Annotated in this window: 21 protein-coding genes; 11 read left to right on the top strand and 10 right to left on the bottom strand. The window is 73.0% G+C overall.

Annotated elements, in window-relative coordinates:
- Positions 1 to 29: 29 nt before the first annotated feature.
- From ABEA81_RS35385 to ABEA81_RS35370, 4 genes are read left to right on the top strand one after another with little or no spacing between them, the layout of a single operon-like run.
- Positions 30 to 1,583: an ABC transporter substrate-binding protein gene (locus ABEA81_RS35385; RefSeq protein WP_345611313.1), complete on the top strand. Its 1,554-nt coding sequence runs from the start codon at positions 30 to 32 to the stop codon at positions 1,581 to 1,583.
- 16 nt (positions 1,584 to 1,599) lie between these two features.
- Complete coding sequence (locus ABEA81_RS35380; protein WP_345611312.1) at positions 1,600 to 2,526, top strand: ABC transporter permease; 927 nt, start codon at positions 1,600 to 1,602, stop codon at positions 2,524 to 2,526.
- Position 2,527: 1 nt separating this feature from the next.
- Positions 2,528 to 3,373 carry an ABC transporter permease gene (locus tag ABEA81_RS35375; protein ID WP_345611310.1) on the top strand — a complete coding sequence of 282 codons (846 nt, stop codon included), beginning with the start codon at positions 2,528 to 2,530 and terminating at the stop codon, positions 3,371 to 3,373.
- A 38-nt stretch (positions 3,374 to 3,411) separates the two neighbouring features.
- Positions 3,412 to 4,644 carry a metal-dependent hydrolase family protein gene (locus tag ABEA81_RS35370; protein WP_345611308.1) on the top strand — a complete coding sequence of 411 codons (1,233 nt, stop codon included), beginning with the start codon at positions 3,412 to 3,414 and terminating at the stop codon, positions 4,642 to 4,644.
- A gap of 16 nt (positions 4,645 to 4,660) precedes the next feature.
- Here the strand turns inward: ABEA81_RS35370 and ABEA81_RS35365 are convergent, their stop codons facing one another.
- From ABEA81_RS35365 to ABEA81_RS35345, 5 genes are read right to left on the bottom strand one after another with little or no spacing between them, the layout of a single operon-like run.
- Positions 4,661 to 5,320, bottom strand: coding sequence for a TMEM175 family protein (locus tag ABEA81_RS35365; protein ID WP_345611307.1), 660 nt, complete (start codon positions 5,318 to 5,320; stop codon positions 4,661 to 4,663).
- Positions 5,317 to 5,757, bottom strand: coding sequence for a VOC family protein (locus ABEA81_RS35360; protein WP_345611306.1), 441 nt, complete (start codon positions 5,755 to 5,757; stop codon positions 5,317 to 5,319). Before ABEA81_RS35360 ends, ABEA81_RS35365 begins: the two co-directional genes overlap by 4 nt.
- A 17-nt stretch (positions 5,758 to 5,774) precedes the next feature.
- A complete protein-coding gene (locus tag ABEA81_RS35355; RefSeq protein WP_345611304.1) occupies positions 5,775 to 7,463 on the bottom strand; it encodes an MOSC and FAD-binding oxidoreductase domain-containing protein in 1,689 nt (562 codons plus the stop codon).
- Positions 7,460 to 8,329: a DUF427 domain-containing protein gene (locus ABEA81_RS35350; RefSeq protein ID WP_345611302.1), complete on the bottom strand. Its 870-nt coding sequence runs from the start codon at positions 8,327 to 8,329 to the stop codon at positions 7,460 to 7,462. The genes ABEA81_RS35355 and ABEA81_RS35350 overlap by 4 nt, the downstream gene beginning before the upstream one ends.
- A gap of 32 nt (positions 8,330 to 8,361) precedes the next feature.
- Positions 8,362 to 9,225, bottom strand: coding sequence for an alpha/beta fold hydrolase (locus tag ABEA81_RS35345; RefSeq protein WP_345611301.1), 864 nt, complete (start codon positions 9,223 to 9,225; stop codon positions 8,362 to 8,364).
- A 123-nt stretch (positions 9,226 to 9,348) separates the two neighbouring features.
- Between ABEA81_RS35345 and ABEA81_RS35340 the strand changes: the two genes are divergently transcribed.
- Positions 9,349 to 12,138, top strand: a complete 2,790-nt coding sequence (locus ABEA81_RS35340) for a helix-turn-helix transcriptional regulator (RefSeq protein ID WP_345611299.1) — start codon at positions 9,349 to 9,351, stop codon at positions 12,136 to 12,138.
- 21 nt (positions 12,139 to 12,159) lie between these two features.
- Here ABEA81_RS35340 and ABEA81_RS35335 read toward each other — a convergent pair whose 3' ends face one another.
- Complete coding sequence (locus ABEA81_RS35335; RefSeq protein WP_345611297.1) at positions 12,160 to 13,092, bottom strand: DMT family transporter; 933 nt, start codon at positions 13,090 to 13,092, stop codon at positions 12,160 to 12,162.
- Positions 13,093 to 13,173: 81 nt separating this feature from the next.
- Between ABEA81_RS35335 and ABEA81_RS35330 the strand changes: the two genes are divergently transcribed.
- Complete coding sequence (locus tag ABEA81_RS35330) at positions 13,174 to 14,112, top strand: LysR family transcriptional regulator (protein ID WP_345611295.1); 939 nt, start codon at positions 13,174 to 13,176, stop codon at positions 14,110 to 14,112.
- A gap of 26 nt (positions 14,113 to 14,138) precedes the next feature.
- Entirely contained in the window at positions 14,139 to 14,801 is a 663-nt protein-coding gene (locus ABEA81_RS35325; protein ID WP_345611294.1) for a class I SAM-dependent methyltransferase, read from the top strand.
- A 244-nt stretch (positions 14,802 to 15,045) separates the two neighbouring features.
- Here the strand turns inward: ABEA81_RS35325 and ABEA81_RS35320 are convergent, their stop codons facing one another.
- On the bottom strand, positions 15,046 to 15,174 hold the full coding sequence (locus ABEA81_RS35320) for a hypothetical protein (RefSeq protein ID WP_345611292.1): 129 nt from the start codon (positions 15,172 to 15,174) through the stop codon (positions 15,046 to 15,048).
- Between the two features lie 248 nt (positions 15,175 to 15,422).
- Between ABEA81_RS35320 and ABEA81_RS35315 the strand changes: the two genes are divergently transcribed.
- The 3 genes from ABEA81_RS35315 (at position 15,423) to ABEA81_RS35305 (ending at position 18,568) form a co-directional block, all read left to right on the top strand.
- Positions 15,423 to 16,517 carry a hypothetical protein gene (locus ABEA81_RS35315; protein WP_345611291.1) on the top strand — a complete coding sequence of 365 codons (1,095 nt, stop codon included), beginning with the start codon at positions 15,423 to 15,425 and terminating at the stop codon, positions 16,515 to 16,517.
- A 92-nt stretch (positions 16,518 to 16,609) separates the two neighbouring features.
- Entirely contained in the window at positions 16,610 to 17,494 is an 885-nt protein-coding gene (locus tag ABEA81_RS35310) for a helix-turn-helix transcriptional regulator (protein ID WP_345611289.1), read from the top strand.
- A gap of 108 nt (positions 17,495 to 17,602) precedes the next feature.
- Entirely contained in the window at positions 17,603 to 18,568 is a 966-nt protein-coding gene (locus tag ABEA81_RS35305) for an SMP-30/gluconolactonase/LRE family protein (protein WP_345611287.1), read from the top strand.
- Between the two features lie 20 nt (positions 18,569 to 18,588).
- Here ABEA81_RS35305 and ABEA81_RS35300 read toward each other — a convergent pair whose 3' ends face one another.
- The gene (locus ABEA81_RS35300) at positions 18,589 to 19,590 is read right to left on the bottom strand and encodes a YeiH family protein (RefSeq protein WP_345611286.1); all 1,002 of its coding nucleotides are present in this window, start codon (positions 19,588 to 19,590) and stop codon (positions 18,589 to 18,591) included.
- A gap of 72 nt (positions 19,591 to 19,662) precedes the next feature.
- Between ABEA81_RS35300 and ABEA81_RS35295 the strand changes: the two genes are divergently transcribed.
- On the top strand, positions 19,663 to 20,637 hold the full coding sequence (locus ABEA81_RS35295; RefSeq protein WP_345611285.1) for a LysR family transcriptional regulator: 975 nt from the start codon (positions 19,663 to 19,665) through the stop codon (positions 20,635 to 20,637).
- Here the strand turns inward: ABEA81_RS35295 and ABEA81_RS35290 are convergent.
- Together ABEA81_RS35290 and ABEA81_RS35285 are read right to left on the bottom strand one after the other, a co-directional pair.
- A complete protein-coding gene (locus tag ABEA81_RS35290; RefSeq protein WP_345611283.1) occupies positions 20,564 to 21,889 on the bottom strand; it encodes an ABC transporter substrate-binding protein in 1,326 nt (441 codons plus the stop codon). The two genes, ABEA81_RS35295 and ABEA81_RS35290, sit on opposite strands and share 74 nt — an antisense overlap.
- Positions 21,890 to 21,918: 29 nt before the next feature.
- Positions 21,919 to 22,779: a carbohydrate ABC transporter permease gene (locus ABEA81_RS35285; protein WP_345611281.1), complete on the bottom strand. Its 861-nt coding sequence runs from the start codon at positions 22,777 to 22,779 to the stop codon at positions 21,919 to 21,921.
- Positions 22,780 to 22,781: the final 2 nt, after the last annotated feature.

Below are 22,781 nucleotides of genomic sequence, written 5' to 3'. Positions count from 1 at the left end.
GGCCAACGGCACGACGACGTACCGCTCGGATGAGGTCTTTCGCCGCGCTCGTCGCGGCCGGGCTCCTCCTCGGCGCGTGCAGCTTCGAGCAGGACCCGGCAGCGGGCTCCGGCAACGGCGCCGCTTCGAACTTCTCCGTGGCCATCGGCATCGACCTGGACACCCTGGACTCCGCGGGCCAGACCACGACCACCGTGCAGAACGTGGTCGACTACATGGTCGAGACGCTGGTGAAGGTGCAGGACGGCAAGATCGTCGGGAACCTCGCCGAGAAGGTCGAGACCTCACCGGACGGGCTCACGGTGGACCTGACGCTCCGCCAGGGCGTGACGTTCCACGACGGCACGCCGTTCAACGCGGACGCCGTGGTGTTCAACCTGAAGCGCATCGCCGACCCGAAGCTGCGGGTCCCGCTCGGCGCCCCGTTCAAGACGATGCAGTCGGCCACCGCCACCGGGGAGCACTCCGTCGAGATCACGCTCAGCAAGCCGGCGCCGATCTTCCTGAACGCCCTGACGATCACGACGGCGGGGATGATCTCGCCGGCCTCGGTGCAGGCCGAGGGCAACACCTACGACAACTACCAGCACCCGGTCGGCACGGGGCCGTACACGTTCACGAGCTTCACGGCGGGCCAGAGCCTCACGGTGACGAAGTTCCCGGGGTACTGGGGTGAGAAGCCGTACTACGACACCGTCGAGTTCCGGATCGTCCCCGAGGCGGCCACGCGGGAGAGCCTGCTGCTCGCCGGTCAGGTCGACATGATCATCCTGCCGCCGGTGTCGGACCTGGCGGCACTGCGCAACAACCCCGACGTGAACGTCATCCTCGGCGACAGCGACCGCTCGATCTTCATCGCGCTGGACAACCAGGACCCGCTGCTGTCGAACCCGCAGGTCCGGCAGGCGCTCAACTACGCCGTCGACAAGCAGGCCATCGTCGACAAGGTGCTGTTCGGGGCGGCCAAGGTGATGGACGCCCCGATGTCGTCCGCGCTGTTCGGCTACTGCCGCACCGGCACCTACGCCTACGACCCGGACCGGGCCCGGCAGTTGCTCACCGCCGCGGGCGCCCAGGGCGCCGCGCTGGAGCTGCTCACCCCCAGCGGCCGCTACGTGCAGGACCAGCAGGCGGCCGAGGCCATCGCGGGCTACCTGCGCGAGGTCGGCCTGAACGTCAACGTCTCGACGAGCGACTGGGGCGCGTTCCTCGGCCGCGTGAACGCACCGCACTCGGACAACACGGTGGACATGCACCTGCTCGGCTGGGCCCCGGGGATCCTGGACGCCGACCAGCAGATGCAGATGTTCCGCTCGGCCACCCACCCGCCCACCGGGCTGGGCACGGCGTTCTACACCAACCCGAAGGTCGAGGACCTGCTCGCCAAGGCCGACGTCGAGATCGACAGCGGTGCCCGCCAGCAGGAGTACTGCGACGCCTCGAAGACCATCTGGGAGGACGCGCCCTGGATCTTCCTGTGGACGCAGTCCTTCCCGGTCGTCCACTCCAAGGACGTCACGGGCATCGCCACCACGCCCACGGAGAAGTTCGACGCCCTCCACGCCCGGCCGGCGAGCCAGTGACGTGGGGTAGCCGGGCATGAAAGGCACCGCCGCGCACATCGTGCGCACGCTGCTGCTGTCGCTGATCACCCTGTTCGGGGTGTCGGTGCTGATCTTCCTGATGCTGCGGGTGCTGCCCGGTGACCCGGCGCGGGTGCTGGCCGGGCTGGACGCGAGCGCGGAGCAGGTCGACCGGATCCGGGCCCAGCTCGGGCTGGACCAACCGCTGCCCGTGCAGTACGGGTCGTTCATCTCCGGGGTGCTGCAGGGCGACCTGGGCATCTCGGCCCGCACATCGCGGCCGGTGGCGCTCGAGATCGTCGCCCGGATGCCGGCCACGCTCACGCTCGCCGTGGTGGCCACCGTCATCGGGTCGGTGGTCGGGGTGTCGGCCGGCGTCGTCGCCGCGGTGCGCCGCAACTCCGTGTTCGACCACGTGATCTCCGGCGTGGCGATGATGGGCGTGTCCATGCCGGTCTACTGGCTGGGCCTGCTGCTGATCCTGCTGTTCGCCGTGACGCTGGGGTGGCTGCCTGCCGCCGGGAGCGAGGGGCCGCTCTCGATCGTGCTGCCGGCGGCGACCCTCGGTGCGTTCTCCACCGCGCTCGTCTCCCGGATGACCCGCGCCAGCATGCTCGAGGTGCTCGGGCAGGACTACATCCGGACGGCGCAGGCCAAGGGGGCGCCCCCGGCGACCGTGATCGTCAAGCACGGGCTGCGCAACGCGTTCATCCCGATCCTGACGGTCATCAGCCTGCAGTTCGGGGCGCTGCTGGGCGGGGCGGTGCTGACCGAGACGGTGTTCGGCTGGCCGGGGATCGGGCGGCTGCTGGTGGACTCGATCGCGGCGCGGGACTTCGCCGTCGTCCAGGGCCTCGTGCTGGTGTACGCCCTGCTGTTCGTCCTGCTGAACGTGTTCGTCGACGTCCTCTACGTCGTGGTCGACCCCAGAATCCGGTACTGACATGCGAGCCTGGCAACGCTTCCGCCACCATCCCCCCGCACTCGTCGGGCTGGGGATCATCGTGACGTTCCTGGTGCTGGCCTTCGCCGCACCGCTCATCTCGCCGTACGACCCGAACGCCCAGGACCTGTCGGTCGCGATCCAGGGCCCGTCGGGCTCGCACTGGCTGGGTACCGACCAGCTGGGCCGCGACATCGCCACCCGGCTCATGTACGGCACGCGGATCTCGCTGCTGATCGGCGTGCTGGCCGTCGCCATCGGCCTGGTCGTGGGCGTGCCGCTCGGCGTCGTCGCCGGGTACTACGGCGGCTGGGCCGACATGGCCGTCTCCCGGTTCGCCGACATGCTCTTCGCCTTCACGAGCATCCTGCTGGCGCTCACGCTCGTCGCCGTGCTGGGGGTGAGCCTGCAGAACGTGATCATCGCGGTGGGCATCAGCGTGATCCCGGTGATCGTGCGGCTCGTCCGCTCGTCGGTGCTCAGCCTGCGGGAGGAGCCCTTCGTCGAGGCGGCACGGGCGCTGGGGGCAGGCGACCTGCGGATCATCGTCCGGCACGTGTTCCGCAACGCGCTCACGCCGGTGCTCGTGCACGCGACGTTGAGCATCGGGGTGAGCATCCTGCTCGCGGCCGGGCTCGGCTTCCTCGGTCTCGGCGTCCAGTCGCCGACGGCGGAGTGGGGCACGATGCTCGGCGAGGGGCGGCAGTTCATCTTCAGCGCCCCGCACCTCACGGCGTTCCCGGGCATCGCGATCTTCCTGGCCATCCTGGCCTTCAACCTGCTCGGCGACGGGCTGCGGGACGCGCTCGACCCGCGGATGTCCACGACCGAGCGGCCCGCCGGGTGAGGATCGCTGCGTGAGGATCGCTGCATGAGGATCGCCGCATGAACACACCGGGTTTCCTGCTCCGTGACGTCACTGTCGTCGACGGCACCGGCGCGCCGCCGCTCCCCGGCCAGGCCCTGGCGGTCGAGGGTCGCCGCATCGCGTGGATGGGCCCCGCCGAGCAGGCGCCGGCCACGGCGCCGCACGCCGTGCTGGAGGGCGGTGGCCGCACGGTCCTGCCCGGTCTCGTCAACTGCCACGTGCACCTGACCGCCGACGGCGCGCCGGACCTGATCGGCCAGATCGCGGCGGACACGGTCCCGACGGCCACGCTGCGGGCCGCGCGGTCGGCATGGGCCAACCTGCAGGCGGGGGTCACCACGGTCCGCGACTGCGGAGCCCCGGACAACATCGCGATCGACCTGGCGCGGGAGATCGACCGCGGGCTGGTCCCCGGGCCACGGGTGCAGGCGGCCGGCCGGCTCATCACGATGACCGGCGGCCACGGCCACCACATCGGCCGGGAGGCCGACGGCCCCGACGAGGTGCGCAAGGCGGCCCGCACGGAGATCAAGTGCGGGGCCGAGGTGCTCAAGGTGATGGCCACCGGTGGGGTGCTCACCCCCGGTGTCTCGCCGATGCAGACCGCCCTGCTGCCCGAGGAGCTCGCCGTGGTGGCGCAGGAGGCGCACAACGCGGGCCGCCGGGTCACCACGCACGCCATCGGCCGGGCCGGGATCCACAACGCGCTCCTCGCCGGCATCGACTCGATCGAGCACGGCTTCTACCTCGACGACGAGCTGCTCGAGATCGCCGTCGACCAGGGCACGTTCCTCGTCCCGACGATGCTCGCCGTCGACGGGATCATCCGCAACGCGGCCCGTGGCATCCCCGCATGGGCCGTGGAGAAGGCCGAACGGGAGGCCCAGCGGCAGCGGGAGAGCTTCGTCGCGGCCGTGTCGTCGGGCATGCGGATCGCCGCAGGCACCGACGCCGGCACCCCGTTCAACGCCCACGGCGACTTCGCCCGGGAGCTCGCCCTGATGGTCGAGCACGGCCTGTCCCCCATGCAGACCCTGGTGGCCGCGACCAGCGCCGCGGCGGAGAACCTCGGGCTCGCGCACGAGCTGGGGACCCTCGAGGTCGGCAAGCTCGCCGACCTCGTCCTGGTGGACGGGGACCCGGTCGCCGACATCACCGCGACCGCCCGGGTCGTGCTGGTCGTGAAGGACGGTGTGGTGCACCGGGACGAGCTGGCCGCGGTCGGCAAGGCGGCAGCGACGGCGGTCTGAACCTCCGCCCACCGGCTCAGGGCCGCGGGCGCGGGCCCTCGCCCCGGATCGGGAACCAGTAGAAGACGTTGAAGGTCACGATCAGGGCCACGCCCAGGGCCGGGAGCAGCGCGCCGAGCACGGTGCCGACCACCAGCCAGGCCAGCGCGAGCTGGAAGCGCCTGCCGATGGACTTCGCACCCGCCGGTCCGAGGGTGTCGCCGACCAGCCGGTGCCGGTGCGCGTACCGCCAGGTCGCGTTGAACATCAGTGCCGTCACGACGAACGCGATGCCGTAGAAGACGACGGCCGTCCGCTGCTCGTGGCCGCTGCGCAGCGCCTCGGCGAGGACCGACGTGGCGAACGGCAGGAACGCCACGACCATCAGCAACAGCGTGTTGAGCAGCAGGACGACCCGGTCGGCGGCCCGGATGTGGTCGAACATGACGTGGTGGTTGGCCCACACCTGCCCGATGAACAGGAACGAGACGGCGTAGGCGAGATAGGACGGCCAGAGCGCGACGAGCCCGTGCAGCAGGTCCACGTCGCCACCCGGCGGCCTGATCTCCAGCACGAGCAGGGTGACGGTGATGGCGAAGACGGCATCGCTCAACCCGGCCACGCGTATCGTCTCGCGGTGCACTTCGGCGGGCTCGGCATCCGTCCTGCCCCCGATCGCCCGCAACCAGCGGGTCATCGTCCCGGTGCCCCGGCGTGGCCGATCTCCTGGACGACCCAGGTGTTGCCGTCGGGGTCGGCGAAGTCGGCGACGCTGGCGTAGGCGCGGCGCTGCGGGTCGATTCCCGGCAGCCAGTCCCCCTTCCAGTCGTCGGTCGGTGCCTTGTGCCGGATGCCGCTGACCTCGACGCCGCGTCCGACGAGCTCCGCCCGGGCGGCCTCGACGTCGGCGACGGCCAGGTAGGTGGTGCGTGCCGAGCCGGGCTGCGCATCGGTGAGGCCGATACCGATCTGCACGGAGCAGCCCGAGCCGGGCGGTGTCAGCTGCACGACGCGGAACTCGTCGGTGGGGTGGTAGTCGACGTCGAGGACGAAGCCGACCTTCTGCGTGTAGAACGCCGCGGCCTTGTCGACGTCGGTGACCGCGAGGGTGACGACCTCGAGCCTGTAGTCCATCTCTCTGCTCCTCGGTCCTACATGTCCAGGACGACGTCGGTGGCGGGCCGGGCGCAGCAGATGAGCACCTGGCCTGCGGGCGGGGGATCCAGCGGGTCCGGCGAGTACGAGAGGTCGCCGGACAGCAGCGGGGTGATGCAGGTCTGGCAGACACCCGTCCGGCAGCTCCAGCGGGTGGGAACGTCGCAGGCCTCGGCGAGCTCGAGCAGGCTCCACCCGGCGGCGGGAGAGGGTGCCGAGACGCCACTGCGTGCGAAGGTCACCAGTGGCCCGGTCCCGGGAGGGCCGGGCGGTGGGTGGGGCGGCCGGTGGGTCTGCCCCGCCAGGCCGGGGTTGATCGACGGCAGCGCCGCGAACAGCTCGGTGTGGATGTTGCTCGGGTCCAGCCCGATCGCCGTGAGTGCGCGCTGCACGTCGTCCATGAAGGCGGCCGGGCCGCAGACGTATGCGGTCGCGCCGGCCGGGAGGTCCAGCCCGACCAGCGTGTCCTTCGTGATGCGGCCGGAGGTGGCGCTGTAGAACACGTGCTCGTACGCGTGCGGCAGGGACGCGAGCAGGGTGTGCGCCTCACCCGCCAGCGGGTGCTCCAGGGGCCCGCGGGCGCCGTGGATCCACCAGATCTCCCGCGTGCTGTGCCGGGCGGCGAGCTCGTGCAGCATCGCCAGCACCGGCGTGACCCCGATACCGGCCGAGACGAGGACGACCGGGCCGGAGCCGGGGCCGAGGACGAAGTCGCCCCGCGGCCCGGCCACGTCGAGGAGCGTCCCGGGACGCAGCCTCGTCGTCAGGTAGCCGCTGACGACGCCGCGCGGTTCGTGCTTGACGCTGATCCGGTAGGTGCCGGCACCGGGCGGCGAGGACAGCGAGTAGCTGCGCACCGGGGTGGGTCGGCCGACGTCCGGGATCCGCAGCGTCAGGTACTGGCCCGCCCGCGCGGGTGGGAGCGGGCTCCCGTCCACGGCAGCCAGGTGGATGGAGGAGACCGTCGAGGTCTCGGGGACCACGTCGGCCACGCGCAACGGCCGGAACCCGGCCCAGACCGGCTCGGCGGTGCCGGCAGCGGTGAGCAGTTCCCGGAAGGAGTCCCGCCAGCCGGGGCTCAGGGCAGGGATCTGCAGTGCGCGGCGCAGTGTCGCCGGATCCCGCCCGGGGAGGTAGAGCAACGCGTCGGTGTCCGCGACGCTCAGCGCGCCGGGGCCGGTGCGCGTCTTCAGGATCCGGTCGCCGGCCTGGACGTGCCCCTCGGTGATGACGCGCATGTAGAAGCCGGGCCGGTGGTGGCCGACCAGCAGCGCGGGGAGATCTGGCTCGCCGAGGCGCAGGCCGACCCGGTAGCAGGTGACCCGTGGCTGCGTGACCTCGAACTCCGCCTCGCCGATGCGGTACCGGTCCCCGATGCAGACCTCGTCGTCGGGCAGGCCGTCGACGGTGAGGTTCTCCCCGAACTGCCCGTACTCGAAGTCGTCGCGGCCGAAGTGCCGCTGCCAGTGCGCGTAGGACTGGATCTGGTAGACCAGCACCGCCCGCTGCTCGCCGCCGTGCCCGGCGGTGTCGCCCTGCCCGTCACCGTCGATGTTCAGCCGCCGCACCATCGCCGGACCGCGCACCGGGTACTTCCAGACGCCGGTGTGGACCGTCCGGCCCTGCCAGGACACGTCCTTCGGCATACCGACGTTGACGGAGAGGACCGACGGCGCGGCGGTCATCGCGGCCTTCCGGGAGCGACCTCGTCGAGGGTGAGATCGCGGTCGACGCCGTGCGCGACCACGGACTGGCCGGGCTCCGGCCGGAGCCGCGAACCGTCGAGGTGCACCTCGACCTTGTCCGGCTCGAACGACACCAGCCCGCTGACGCGACGGACCTCGGTCCAGGCGTCCTCGTACGACCACGCCGCGCGGCGCGCACCGCCGACGTCGTAGTAGCTGCACAGGCCCTTGTACGGGCAGAACGTCCGGCCCTCGACCGGGGTCAGGGCGGCCTCGTCGGTGTCGTCCCGCGGGACGTACCAGCGCGGCGCGAACCCGGACTCGTACAGCGCCAGCGGCCGGCTCGTGTCCGCGATGACCCGGCCCTCGTGGTGCACGGTGAGGTGGCGGCCGGTCTGCCGGATGTCGATGCGGTGGTAGCTGTCGGCCGCGTGGCCGACGATCCGCTCCTCCTCCTCGTAGAAGGCGTCCATCGCGCGCCAGGCGAACGCGACGCGGTCCCGCAGTTCGCCGGCATGGGCGGGCAGCTCGACGTGCTGGTACGCGGCGCGCTGCCGGTCGCCCGTACCAGCGCGAACGGTGTACCAGGTCGTCGGCCCGAGGTCACGGTGCCGGGTCGTGTGCTCGGTGGGCCGCAGGACACCGTAGGCGACGTCGTGGAGCGGGAAGTAGGCCACCGGGTAGCGGCCCGGCTCGTGCAGCAGCACGACGTCCTCGCTGTCGGCGATCCACTCGGTGCCGAACCGGACCCGCATCCGGCGGCGCAGCGGCTCGGCGAACAGCATCCGCTCGGGCAGTGGGCCCGGGACGAGGAAGCGTCCGACCGAGCCGGGCGCCAGCGGTCCTTGCTGCCAGGAAAGGCCCATGTCTCCTTCTCTCCGAAGTCACGGCTCGGCTGTCACAGCGTCCGGGCCAGGAAGTCGTGGATGAGGCTCGCGGTGAGGTCCAGATGGCTCTCCAGCAGGAAATGGCCCCCGTCCAGGAGGTGGATCTCGGCGCGGGGAGCGTCCTGCGCGAAGGCCATGGCCCCCTCGGGGCGGAAGATCTCGTCGTTGCGGCCCCACACCGCCAGCACCGGCACGCCGCTGTCCCGCAGCCAGGCGTGCAACTTCGGGTACAGCGGCAGGTTGCCGGCGTAGTCGGCGAACAGCGCCAGCTGCACCAGATCGTTGCCCGGCCGGGACACCTGGGCGTGGTCGTGCTCCCAGGTGTCCGGGCTGACCAGGCTCTCGTCGGGCACTCCGTGCAGGTACTGCCACCGGATCGCCTCGCGCGTCAGCGCCTGCCGGACGCCGGCCTCCGTCGTCGGGTTCCGCTCGTGCCAGTACTCCCGCACCGGCGCCCAGAAGTCCTGGGCGAACCCGGCCTCGTAACCGTTGCCGTTCTGGGTGACGATCGCGGTGACCGCATGCTGGTCGGCGAGGGCGAGCCGCCAGCCCACCGGCGCCCCGTAGTCGTGGACGTAGAGCGCGTACCGGTCGGCACCGAGCTCGGTCAGCAGCTCCGCGGTGAGGCCGGCCAAGGCGTCGAAGGTGTACTCGAACCGATCGACGGGCGGTGCGTCCGAGAGGCCGAAGCCCAGGTGATCGGGCGCGATGACGCGGTACCGGTCAGCGAGCAGCGGGATCAGGTGGCGGAACATGAAGGAGCTGGCCGGGAAGCCGTGCAACAGCACCACGGCCGGTGCTCCGGACGGGCCCGCCTCCCGGTAGAAGAGCCGGTGGCCGCTCACTACGGCGTGGCGATGGTGGACGGTTGTCATCTCGGCTCCCTTCGGGCGTGCCGGCCGGAGGTGAAGCCTGCTCCGGCGCTGCGGCCGCGGAATCCCCCGCCGGGTAGCCGTGGCGGGTAGTTCGACGCAGTTCGGGGGGATAGCGTGCGTCCTGTGCGGGTGCCCGAGGGCGTGCCGGTGTGGCGGCCTGCGGCCGGGCTCACCGGGCGCCGCACCGAGTGCGGTGTGCTCGACCGGCTGGTGGAGGCGGTCCGGCACCCGGGGGAGAGCCGGGCACTGGTCGTGCACGGCGATGCGGGCGTCGGCAAGACGGCGCTGCTGGAGTACCTGGCCGGGCACGCTCCGGGCTGTCGGCTGGCGCGTGCCGCCGGGGTCCAGTCGGAGATGGAGCTGGCGTTCGCCGGGCTGCACCAGCTGTGCGCGCCGATGCTGGATCGGCTGGACTCGCTGCCGGTGCCGCAACGCGATGCGCTGCGGACCGCGTTCGGCATGCTCGTCGGGCCGGCCCCGGACCCGTTCGTGATCGGCCTGGCCGTGCTCGGCCTGTTGTCCCACGTCGCCGAGGAGCGGCCGCTGCTGTGCCTGGTCGATGATGCGCAGTGGCTCGACCACGCCTCGGCGCAGGTCCTCACGTTCGTCGCCCGGCGGCTCGGGGCGGAGTCGGTCGGGCTGGTGTTCGGGGCGCGTGCCCCGAGCGGCAACCTGGCCGGCCTGCCGGAGATGGCGGTGCGCGGCCTGCCCGAGGCCGACGCCCGGGTGCTGCTGGACTCGGTGCTGACCGGGCCGATCGACCTGCGGGTCCGGGACCAGATCGTCGTCGAGACCCGTGGCAACCCGCTGGCGCTGCTGGAGATACCGCGGGGGCTGACGGTGGCGGAGCTGGCGGGCGGGTTCGGGCTTCCCGGTGCCCTGCCGCTCGCCGGCAGCATCGAGGAGAGCTTCCGGCGGCGCATCGACCCGCTCCACCACGAGTCCCGGCAGCTGCTGTTGGTGGCGGCCGACCCGACCGGCGACCCGGCGTTGCTGTGCCGCGCCGGCGGGCTGCTCGGGATCGGCGCGGACGCCACGGCCGCTGCCGCCGACGCCGGCCTGGCCGAGTTCGGCATCCGCGTGCGGTTCCGCCACCCGCTGGCCCGCTCGGCGGTCTACCGGTCGGCCCCGACCCGGAACAGGCAGCAGGCCCACCAGGCCCTGGCCGACGTCACCGACCAGCGGCTCGACCCCGACCGCCGGGCCTGGCACCGTGCGCAGGCCGCCCCGGGGCCCGACGACGAGGTCGCCGCCGAGCTCGAACGCTCCGCCGGGCGGGCCAGGGCACGCGGCGGCCCGGCCGCCGCGGCCGCGTTCCTGAAGCAGGCGGCGACGTTGACGTTCGACCCGGAGCAACGGGCCGGCCGGGCGCTGTCCGCCGCGCAGGCCACGATCCAGGCGGGATTGTTCGACGTGGCGCACGAGCTGCTGGACATGGCCGAGTCCGGGCCGCTCAGCGACCTCCAGCAGGCCACGGTCGACGTGACGCGGGCCCAGCTCGCGTTCAACACCAGCCGGGGCGGTGACGCCCCCGCGCTGCTGGTGAACGCGGCCAGGCGCCTCGAGCCGATCGACGCGGACCTCTCCCGGGCGACGTACCTGGACGCGGTGTCCGCCGCGATCTTCGCCGCCGGCCTGGCCGGCCCCGGAGGGGATGTCGTCGAGGTGGCCCGCGCCGCCGCCTCCGCGCCCCCGCCGCGGCACGCCCCGCGCGGCGCCGACCTCCTGCTCGACGGCACGGCAGCCGGCCTCCGCGCCGGGTATGCCGCAGGAGTCCCGGTCCTGCGCCGGGGCCTGGCCGCATTCGGCGCAGACATGTCCGCCGACGAAGAGCTGCGCTGGATGTGGCTGGCGTGCATCACGGCGCTGCGACTGTGGGACGACGACCGCTGGGAGCAGCTCTCCGCCCGGTACCTCCAGCTCGCGCGCACGACCGGCGCGCTCAGCGAGCTCCCTCTCGCCCTCACCGCACGCGCCCACATCGTGCTCTTCACCGGGGACCTCAGCGCGGCGGAGTCGCTGACCGACGAGCTGCAGGTGGTGGTGGAGGCGACCGGCAGCGGCCTCGCGCCGTACGGCGAGATATTCCTGGCCGCGCTGCGCGGCGACGGGCGACGGGCGCACACCCTGATCGACGCCACCCTCGCGGACGTGACGTTGCGGGGGGAGGGAGTCGGCATCACCTTGGCCGAGTCGGCGAACGCCCTGCTCGGCAACGGCCTGGGTCACTACGACGAGGCCGTGGCCGCCGGGCAGCGGGCCACCGCCCACGACGAGGATCCCGCCTCGCACTGCTGGGCCCTGGTCGAGCTGGTCGAGGCCGCTGCGCGCAGCGGGATGACCGAGACGGCGGCGGGGGCCTACCGCCGGCTCACCGAGCTGACCGGCGCCAGCGGCACCGAATGGGCGTTGGGGGCCGAGGCGCGGTCGCATGCGCTGCTGAGGGAGGGCGACGAGGCCGAGCGCCTGTACCGCGAGGCGCTCGCTCGTTTCAGCAAGACCCGGCTCCGCGTCGATCTCGCCCGCGCGCACCTCCTCTACGGCGAATGGCTGCGTCGGGAACGCCGTCGCGGCGACGCCCGCGAGCAACTGCGCACGGCTTACGACATGTTGGAGTCGATGGGCGTCGCCGGGTTCGCCGAACGAGCCAGGCACGAACTCCGGGCTATCGGCGGAACCGCCCGGAGACGCGGCTCAGCGGTCAGGCACGAGGAGCTCACCGCCCAGGAGACCCAGATCGCCCGGCTGGCCCGGGACGGACTGTCGAACCCGGAGATCGGCGCCCGCCTGTTCATCAGCGCGCACACCGTGCAGTACCACCTGCGCAAGGTGTTCCCCAAGCTCGGCATCACATCGCGCAGCCAGCTCGACCGCGTCCTGCCTGCCAGCACGTCACCGGGGAAGCCGGGCTGAGCGCCCTCGCCCGCGTACCGCTCATCCCCCCGCCACGGCCGCCCTGGGCTGCGGAGCGGCCACAGCAGGACGTCGGCGGGTCGCGACGGCCACTCCCGTCAGGCAGAGCACGCCGCCCGCCAGCGCGAGCAACGCCGGCAACTCGCCGAGCAGCGTCCAGGACAGCAGCACGACGATCGGCGGGATGGCGTAGGTGGCGGCCGCGAGCCGGCCCGCCGTCGTCCGGGAGAGCGCGTACCCCCAGGTCAGGAACGCGACCGCGGTGGGGAAGACGCCCAGGTAGACGACCCCGGCAGCCGCCCCGGCGGACGCCGTGGCCAGCTCGGAGAGCAGTGACGGCAGGAACGGCAGCAACGCGATCGCCCCGGCGACCGCGCCCACCCAGGTGACGGTCAGCGCGTCCGCCCTCGCCAGCAACCGCTTCTGCGCCACCGCGGCACCGGCGTACACCAGCGCCGCGAGCAGCCCGAGCAGCACCCCGGTGGCGTCCGCTCCCCCGGCCGAGGTCGTGGTCGCGATGAGCACGACGCCGGCGAACGCGATCGCCATCCCGGCCAGCAGCCGCGCCGGGAAGCCCTCCCCGAGCAGCAGCCCGGCCAGCACCGCCACCACCACCGGCGCCACGTTCACCAGCAGCGCGGCCGTGCCGGCGTCGAGGTGGCGCTCCGCGGCGTTCAGCGCCACGTTGTACAGCCCGAACCAGGCCGCACCCCACAGCACGATCGCGCCGAGCAGCCTGCCCCGGGGTAGCGCCGGCGCCGTCCCCCGGCGGCGGGCGCGCACGACGAGCACGATCGCGGTCAGTGTGAGCGAGCCGACGAGCATCCGGCCGAGCGCCAGTGCACCGGGCGACATCTCGGGGCCGACCCCCCGGATACCGACGAACGCCGAGGCCCAGAGGACGACGGTCGTCGCCGCTGCCGCCAGGGAGAGGGACTGCCGGGAGAACGTCATGACTCCAGCCTGCGCACCGCGACCGTTCAGCACCAGCGACATCTTCTACCGTTCGATCCAGTTCAGCTGTACTTTCGGGGCGTGCTCGACACCCATCGCCTGCGCATCTTCCGCTCCGTCGTCGCCAGCGGGTCGGTGCAGGCGGCCGCCGCGAACCTGGGCTACACCCCGTCCGCCGTGAGCCAGCACGTCACGGCGCTGCAGCGGGAGACCGGCCTGGTCCTGTTCGAACGGGCGGGGCGCGGGCTCCGCGCGACCGCCGCCGGGCTCCTGCTCGCCGAGCAGGCCGACGCGATCCTCGACCGGATCGGCGAGGCCGAGGCCGTCGTCGCGGACCTGCGCGCCGGCCGCACGGGGGCGCTGTCGCTGTCGTACTTCGCCTCGGTCGGGGCCGCCTGGCTGCCCCGGGTGGTGCGCAGGCTCATCGGCGAGTTCCCGGGCGTCCGGCTGGACCTCGCCCTGCGCGAATGGCTGCCCGACGACCCCGCCGAGCGGTCCGACGTCCAGGTCGCCGTCGAACGCCCCGACTTCGTCCCGGGGCCCGGTTTCACCGCGCACCACCTGCTCGACGACCCGTACCTCGTCGTCCTGCCGGAGGGCCACGCGCTGGCCGGCCGGGCCGAGGTCGAGCTGGCGGAGCTCGCGACCGAGCGCTGGGTGGACAACGACTTCGCCCGGGGCTGGTGCCGCCGCAACCTGGTCGAGGCGTGCACCGCGGCCGGGTTCCGCCCGCCGTTCCACGTGGAGGCGCACGACTACCCCACCGCGCTCGCCTTCGTGGCCGCCGGCATCGGGATCACCGTGCTGCCCGAGCTCGGGGCCATCAACCTCCCGGCCGGGACGCGTGCGGTGCCCGTCGTCCAGCCGGTGCCGGTCCGGTCGATCCTGGCCGTGGTCCGCGACGCCGTCGCCCACACCCCTCCGGTGCTCGCCGCGTGCGCGGAGCTGCGGGCGCTCGCCGGCGAGAGCCTGCTCCGGTCCAGCTCGTCACCGCTGTCGACGCAGGCGCTTGACCTGTAGTCGACTCGAGCTCCTACGGTCGCTCCATGGGCTTCACAGACGCCGGCGCGGCGCCGGACCGGAGCACGACCCCGCCTCGCAGCGCCTTCGACGAGGCGTACCTCGCCGGCACCGCGCCATGGGTGATCGGGGAACCCCAGCCGGCCATCGTCGACCTGGAACGCAGTGGGTGGATCCGCGGGAAGGTGCTCGATGCCGGCTGCGGCACCGGTGAGCACACGATCCTCCTCACCCGCCTCGGCTACGACGTCCTGGGCATCGACGCATCCGAACCGGCGATCGAACGGGCCCGGGAGAACGCCGCCCGGCACGACGTCACCGCCCGTTTCGAGGTCGCCGACGCCATGGACCTCGGCCGGCAGGCCTACGACACGATCGTCGACAGCGCGCTGTTCCACATCTTCGACCCCGCCGACCGCACCCGGTACGTCCGCAGCCTGCACCGCGCCTGCCGCCCCGGCGGGCGGGTCCACGTCCTCGCGCTCTCCGACACCGGCCCGCGCTTCGGGCCCCAGGTCGGCGAGGGCGCGATCCGAACCGCGTTCGGCGACGGGTGGGAGCTCGAGGACCTGCAGCTGCGCGAGTACCGAGGGGTCGTCCGCAACCCCACCCACGCCGCCGAGCTCGACCGCCGGATGGGAGACCTGGTCGATCTCCCCGCCTGGCTCGCCCGGGCCCGCCGGCCCTGACCAGCGCAGACCCCCTCGCGTCGCCCGGCAGGTTGCCCACGTCACCTCCGACCGCACCTGCGCCAGCAAGCCGTCGACGAGCGCCTCCAGCCCTTGTGGGTAGGTGTCCCGCGCGGCGAACACCGGCCACTGGTCCCCGATCGCCGCCAGGTGCGGCTGCCGGGACGGGTCGAGGCTGCTGAGCGACGGATCGGGGCCGCTGAAGATGGTGTCGCAGGATCCGGGCCGCGCGGCGTCGGACCGCTCACCGGCCGGAGTGGGCGCGCACGAGGATCTCGCCGGGCCTGTTCGACAGCACCCGCCAGATCGGCGCCTCGCTCGGACTCGCCGCGCTCGGCACGGCGGCCCAGCACCACACCGGACCGAGCGCCACGCCCGGGGCCCTCCACGCGGGCTACGCGCTCGGGCTGAGCCTCAGCGCCGCGCTCCGCGAACGCGGCGGCGTGAGACCCCGGACGGCCGGTGATCGCGAGCAGCGGGAGTTGCCGAACCGGGCCCGGCGGCGCCTCCGTCGCCAACGCTTCGTGTCGAGGTAACACCGGTCGGTGAGCGCGCGAGCGGAAAGGTGGTGCTCACCCAGGTGGGCCCCGCCTCAGCCGTCCGGTGGGAAGGAGGGCCCTCATGCCCGGCGGGCGCCGCCAGACCTACCGCCGTCGCTATCCGGCCTCGCCGGAGCGACCGCCGACTCCCGCCCACAACCGGTGGTGGAACCGCGCCACCAAGTCGATCGTGACCGTGATCGTGACGTTGGGCGCCGTCGCCGGTGCGGTCAGCACCATCATCTCGCTGTGGCCCTCCCCGGACGCCGACGACAGCGCCGAGGTCGGCGTCCGGATCATCCCCGGGATCCCGCTGAGCGAGTACCAGCACCGGGTGGAGAGCACCGGAACCATCAGCTTGAAGGGTTACAGCCCGCCCGGCGACGAGCCGGCTCCCGCACCGACGGTCGGTGCCGCTCCGAGCGAGGCGACGACGCCGGGCTCGACCGCCGCCGCGCAGCCGACCGAGAGATCTGCCCCGGCCACGTCCGATCCGGACCCGACCGGGACGCCGACCCCTGCCATGTCCGATCCGGAGGGGGCGAGCAGCCCCACCGCCGAGCCTTCCGACAACCCGATGCGGACCTCCGGTGACCGGTCCAGCAGGCAGATCGGCGACCCATCCCCGACCGAGACGGCCGGTCCGTCGCCCGAGGTCACCGTCATCGGAGACGACTCCGTCAACCAGGCGCACGTCGCTGAGGTCGAGGACGCCTACGTGGACCTGACCGGCGACAGCTCCGTCCCGTCCGAGTTCATCGCGATCGGGAACGCGGTCGCTCCGAGCGGCGAACCGGTCGAACCGGCCGTGGCCGCCGAACGGATCGCCCAGGTCCTCACCGACGCCCGCCACGCCCCCTCGACCGCCGATCCGGCGGTCCCGGGCCCGGAACCGCTGGGTGTGGTCGTCAGCACGGACCTCGATCTCTCGGGACTGCGCGGCGAATCGCTGACCCTGTCCTGGTCGATGTGGCAGGAAGCCGGCGGCATCCGGCTCAGCGGTGACTGGCTCAACGACAACCTCGCCTACCGGATCGAGCCCCGGACCGACCACGCGACGACGACGCTCGACGTCTGGATCCCGATGCCACGGGAGCCGGGCTCGTACTTCGTCCGCGTCGACCTGCGGCACGGCCCGACCCGGATCGACAGCGGGGAGAGCGAACGCTTCGAGTAGTACATCCGCGCTGTGGTCGACGAAGCGAGTTGGGCCGAGCGAACCCGGATCGTGGACCTGACAGGTCCTGGTTGTCCGGCTCGGGACGGATCATGCTGGAGCGCGTGGATCGCGGCGAGCTCGGGGACTTCCTGCGCAGCAGGCGGGCGCTGCTGCAGCCGTCCGACGTCGGGATGCCGGTGGGCTCCCGGCGGAGGACGCCGGGCCTACGGCGCTTCGAGGTCGCGCAGCTCGCCGGGATGTCACCCGACTACCTCGCCCGGCTCGAGCAGGGCCGGGGCGCGACGCCCTCGGTCGACCTCCTCGCGGCACTGGCCCGCGCCTTACGGCTGAGCCGGGACGAACGTGACCACCTCTTCCGCCTCTCGGGACACCACACCGCGCCGCAGGCGGGGCCCGACGAACACGTCGGGCGGGCCCTCCTCCGCCTGCTCGACGACCTGGCCACCCTCCCCGCACTGATCGCTTCCGACCTCAACGTGGTGCTCGCGCAGAACGCGCTCGCCGACGCGCTGCTGGGCGAGCAGACCGGGCTGCGCGGCTACGCCCGCAGCTGCACCTACCGCTGGTTCACCGAACCGGCGTTCCGCGCCCGCCAGCCGGTCGAGGACCACGACGGCGAGAGCCGTGCCCAGGTCGAGGACCTCCGCGCGACGGTCGCGGCGCGGCGCGGGGACCGTTTCGCCACCGGGCTGGTCCGGGCCCTGCGCGCCGCGAGCACCGAGTTCAGGCGGTTGTGGGCCCGGCACGACGTGGCAGTCCGCCGCAGCGACCGCAGGCGGATCCGCCATCCGGAGGTCGGGCTCGTCGAAGTCGACTTCGACGTACTGGCGACCGCCCAGGGGCAGCGGTTGATCGTGTACTCCCCCGCCCCGGGCACCGAGGCCGTGGGGAAGCTCGAGCTCATCGCGGCGCTCGGCCGGGAGCGGTTCGACACCGCACCGTTCGTCGATGCGGAGCCGCGCCGGATCCCCTGACCGCACGTCAGGTGGCCCAGCGGGTCCCGTGCCGTCGACCAATCGTCCACATAGGACAGGAAGAGGTGCATCACGTTGCGAATGTCGCCGTCCGCCGCGCACGTCCGCGTGACGTCCGCAGTCCTCGGCATCGCTATGGCGGCCGGGTGCTCCGCCGGGACCGCTGCGCCGATCAAGACGCCGGCGCCCGCCGGGCTCAGCGAGTTGGCCGACGTCCGGGTGCTCGCGGAGTTCGACCGGGCCGCCGGGCAGAACGCGGAGAGCATCGCGCTCGAACCGGGTGGTGGCGCGGTCGTCGGCATGATCGGTGCGCGGCAGGTCGTCCGGGTGCGGGGAGACGGCGGGACCGAGGTGGTCGCCACCATGCCGGTGCCCGCGGGCGGGGGCGGGACCACGCCGGTGGTCGGGAGTCCGCAGGTCACCGGGGTGGCGCGCGACCGAGGCGGCGCGGTGTTCTTCCTCTACGCGGCGGGGCGGGGCGGGCTGACCGGCATCTGGCGACTGGCGGCCGGATCGACCGAGCCGGAGCTGGTCGTCCCGATGCCGGCGGACACCATGCCGAACGCACTGCTCATCGACCAGGCAGGAGGCCGCTTCCTCGTCACCGACTCGACGGGTGGACGGGTCTGGGAGGCTCCGGTCTCCGGTGGCGACCCGTCGGTGTGGAGCGCCGACCCCGCCCTCGCTCCGTCCGGCTTCTTCGGGGCGAACGGGCTGAAGCTGCACGCGGGGGCGGTGTGGTTGAGCAACTACGATCGCGGCACGATCGTGCGCATCCCGGTGGAGCGGTCGGGCGCGGCGGGCCCGGTCGCCGTGCACGCCACCGGCCTGGCCGGCATCGACGACTTCGACTTCACCGGCCGGGGCGACGAGATCCTCGCGGCGATCAACGATGCGAGCGAGCTGGTCGGTGTCGCGGCCGACGGCACGCACCGCGTTCTGCTCGACGGCGGCGACGGCCTCCAGGGCACGACGGCGGTGGTCGTCCACGAGGACACCGCGTTCATCACCAACGGTGCGCTCCGGGAGGGGAGCCGGTCCGCACTGCGCGTCGCCCGGCTCGTCGGGGGGTGAAGGCGCTCGGTCGCCGGCTCCTACGCGAGGAGCCGCAGCGATGCCAGGGAGACCGAGCCGACGAGAACGGTGGAGAGCGCCCCGAGCGCGAGTGCGCGAGGTCCCGCGCCGACGAGGGTGCGCAGGCCGATCGACGTACCGAGGCCGAACAGTGCCGCCGCCAGCACCCACGTGGTGAGCGTCGCCGCGCCGTCGAGGGCGGGCGCGGGGAGGAGGCCGGTGGCGCGCACGGCGATGGCGCCGAGGAAGCCCAGGACGAAGAGCGGGACGAGCGGGGGCCGCGTGCCCCGGGGACCGGGGCGCCTCCTCCGCTCGACGACCCCGACCGCGGTGACGACGGGCGCGAGCAACACGACACGGCTGAGCTTGACCAGCACGGCGGCGGCGACGGCCGCGGCGCCTGCCGGTGCGGCGGCCGCCACGACCTGCCCGACCTCGTGTACGCCGAGACCCGCCCACCTGCCGAGGTCGGTCCCCTCGACGCCGAGCGGGCCCGCCAGCGCGGGCAGCCCGACGATCGCCAGGCCACCGAACACCGTCACCAGGCTGATCGCGGTCGCGACGTCCTCGTCGTCGTGGTCGACGACGGAGGCGACCGCCGCGACGGCCGACGCCCCGCAGATGGAGAACCCGGTCGCGACCAGGATGCGCAGTGCCCGGGACACCCCGAGCAGTCGCCCGAGCCACAGCGTGCCCGCGAACGTCACCGCGACCGTCACGGCCACGGCGAGGAGCAGTCCGGGGCCGAGGGCGAGCACCCGGGGCAGGGCGAGCTGCAGCCCGAGCAGGGGGACCCCGATGCGCAACATCCGGGGCGTCCACCGGGCCAGGCCCGCGCGGGCGCTCGCGGGGAGCAGGCCGAGGTTGCCGGCGGCGACGCCCAGTACGACGGCGACGATCAACGCGCTCACGGTGGGGAACAGCGTGTTCACCCCGGCCGAGGCCGCCACCCCCAGCGCGGCGACGGCGAGGCCGGACCGGTGGGCGCCGAAGCGGTGCCCGGTCGTGCGGGTCGTGCTCATGTCGATCGAGGTTGCGCCCCCGACCCGACCGCCGGTAGCCGTCATCTCGGCAACTGCCCATATTCTGCGGTTATGACCGGTCCGGACATCGAGGGCCTGCGGCTCCTGGTGCTCGTCGGGGAGGCCGGCAGCCTGGGCCGGGCGGCCGAGCGCCTGCGGATCAGCCAGCCGGCGGCGAGCAAGCGGCTCAGCGCGCTCGAACGGCGGCTGCGCCTCGTCCTCGTCGTCCGCGGGCCGCGGGGGTCCGAGCTGACACCCACGGGCCGGGCGGTCGCGGCGTGGGCCGAACGCGTGCTGGCCGAGATCGACGCGCTGGTCGTCGGCGCGGCCGCGCTGCGGGGCGAGCAGGACAACGACCTGGACGTCGCCGCCAGCATGACGATCGCCGAGCACCTCGCGCCGGCGTGGATCGGGACCCTGCGCCAGCGCGCTCCCGAGCTGTACGTGCGTCTGCAGGTGACCAACTCCGAACACGTGGCGGCGCTCGCGGCGCGCGAGGAGATCGGGCTCGGGTTCCTCGAGTCGCCGACGGTGCCCGGCGGCCTCACGTCGCGACGCGTGGCCGCCGACCGGCTGGCCGTCGTCGTCCCGCTCGATCACCCCTGGGCCAGGCGCCGCACCCCGGTCCGGCCCGACGAGCTCGCCCGGACGCCGCTCATCGTGCGGGAACGGGGGTCCGGCACGCGCGACACGCTGGACCGGGCGCTGGAGCGCACCGGGACCACGCCGGTCCGGCCCCTGCTGGAGCTCGGTTCGAGCACGGCCGTCCGCAGCGCCGTCGCGCAAGGTGCCGGGCCCGCCGTGCTGAGCGCACTCGCCGTGGCCGCCGACCTCGCGGACGGGCGGCTCGTCGAGGTCACGGTGGAGGGCCTCGACCTGCACCGCGTCCTGCGCGCGGTCTGGCCGGCCCGGCGCCGCCTGGGCGGCGCCGCGGCCGCGCTGCTGCGGGTGGCGTCCGGAGGGCGGCCGCAGGTCAGGCGAACAGCTGCTCCATCTGCTCCTGACCGCGCTTCGCGGCCTGCTCGGGGCTCATCCCCTGCACCGTGACGTCCACCGCCATCTGCAGCGGGACGAACGAGTCGGTCACCGAGGTGAGCCGGGTGAGCAGCTCGGCGGACGCCGTGGCCGGGTACCAGTTGGTGCGGGCGTTGTCGATGATCTGCGGGAACGTGCTGAACGCCGCCCGTTCCCGCCAGTACGGAGCGGTCGTGAGGTCGCGGTAGACCGGGTACCAGCGCCCGGCGACCTTCTCGTAGACCTGCTCGACGCGGTCGGGGGCCATGATGTAGCGGATCAGGTCCTTCGCCTGCCCGAGGTTCGGGCTCTTCGCCGACACGCCCCACGACCAGCAGTTCGCGGACTGCACCGACCCGGCCTTCCCGGCCGGCAGCGGTGCCTGCGCGGTGTTCGCCATCAGGTCCGGGTCGTTCTCCTGCAACCAGCCGTAGATCGAGGGCGCGTTGAACACGAACACCGCCCGCTTCGACTGGAACACCTGGTTGTTCCACGCGTCGTCGGACGAGGGTGCGTCGGGCGGGATGAGCTGGTCGCGCCACCACCGCTGGATGCGCGTCAGCGCCGACACCGTGCCGTCGTTGTCGACGGCGGGGTTGCCCTGCTCGTCGACCAGCGTGCCCCCGTCGGCGTAGATGATGCTGAGGACGGTGTTGCCGTCCACGCTCTTGCCCAGCGGCAACCCGATGCCGTAGGTGTCCGGCGGGGTCTGGGCGGCGCGCGCGATCGCCTCGAGCTCGTCGAGCGTGGCCGGCGGGGTGCGCTGCCCGGTCACCTTCTCGATGAGGTCCGTGCGGGCGTACATCACGGTGAGGTTCGACTCCATCGGGACGGCGTACGTGCCCGCGGGAACCGCGACGTAGGGGCTGAGCGTGTCGAACATCCCGCCGCCCTGGCCCTTCAGCTCCGTGAAGAGGTCGGTGATGTCCGCGAGGTGCCCCTGACCGCCGTAGTAGATCGGCTGCGTGTCCTCGAGCATCACCACGTCCGGCAGCGACCCGGCTTCCACGGCGGTGGCGAGCTTCGCCGGGTAGTTCGAGCCCGGAACCGCCGAGTACTCGACCGTGAACCCGTTGGCGTCGCCCCACTCCTGCATCTGGTCCGCCACGAGGCGGTCGCCCTCCTTGGTGAAGGACACGACGCCCCAGGCCGTCAGGTGACCGCCTGCGGACCCGGAGTCACCACACGCGGCGAGCGACGGAGCGGCGAGCGCGGCCAACGGGAGCAGCCCGGACGCCTTGAGCAGCCGTCGACGGTCGAACGCGATCTGGTTGTCTGCACGCACGGAAGACACCTTTCTCCTCGGACGGACGCTCATCCCTTCGTCGCGCCCGCGGTGAGGCCGGAGACGACCCACCGCTGCGCCGCGACGTAGATGAGGACGGGCACCAGGGACGCGATGGCCGAGCCCGCCATCAGGGGACCCCAGTTGTAGACGTCCCCCACCACGAAGTCCGCGAGCCCGACGGGGAGGGTCTTGCGGGAGTCGGTGCTGATCAGGATCAGGGCGTAGAGGAACTCGTTCCAGGCCTGGGTGAACGCGTACAGGGCGATGACGGCCAACGCCGGCAGGAGGAGCGGCACCACGATCCGCACCAGCGACTGCAGGCGGGTGCACCCGTCGACGAGCGACGCCTCCTCCAGCTCGATCGGGATGGCCTGCAGGTGCGCGATGGACAGCCAGGTGCAGAAGGGCACCGAGAAGATGAGGTAGATCGGGATCAGGCCGAGCGTGCTGTTCGTGAACCCGAACTGCGCGGCCACCTGGAACAGCGGGATGAACAGCAGCGCCGGGGGGATGAGGTAGGTGACGATCGTGACGTTGCCCATCAGGCGTCGCCCGCGGAAGCGCAGCCGCGTGACGGCGTAGGCGGCGAGCACGCCGATGACCATGGACAGCGCCGTGGTTCCGAACGAGACGAGCAGGCTGTTCGTGAAGTAGGTGAGGAAGTCGGTGTCGGTGAACAGCTCGACGTAGTGCTCGGCGGTGACCGTCTTCGGGAGGATGCCGGGCTCGCCGTACAGGTCCTTGTTGGGCTTCACCGAGGTCTCGAGGATCCACGCGATCGGGACGACGGTCCAGATCGCGAACACCGCGAGCCCGCCCACGAGGACGATCCGGCGGCCCGTGCCGGATCTGCGCCCCGGGCGGCTGCGGCGTGACGGGCCCGTCATCG

The sequence above is a fragment of the Pseudonocardia adelaidensis genome (assembly GCF_039543345.1).
Taxonomy (GTDB): domain Bacteria; phylum Actinomycetota; class Actinomycetes; order Mycobacteriales; family Pseudonocardiaceae; genus Pseudonocardia; species Pseudonocardia adelaidensis.
Note: the sequence above shows the minus strand (reverse complement) of the source record. Positions and strands in the feature narration are given on the sequence as shown.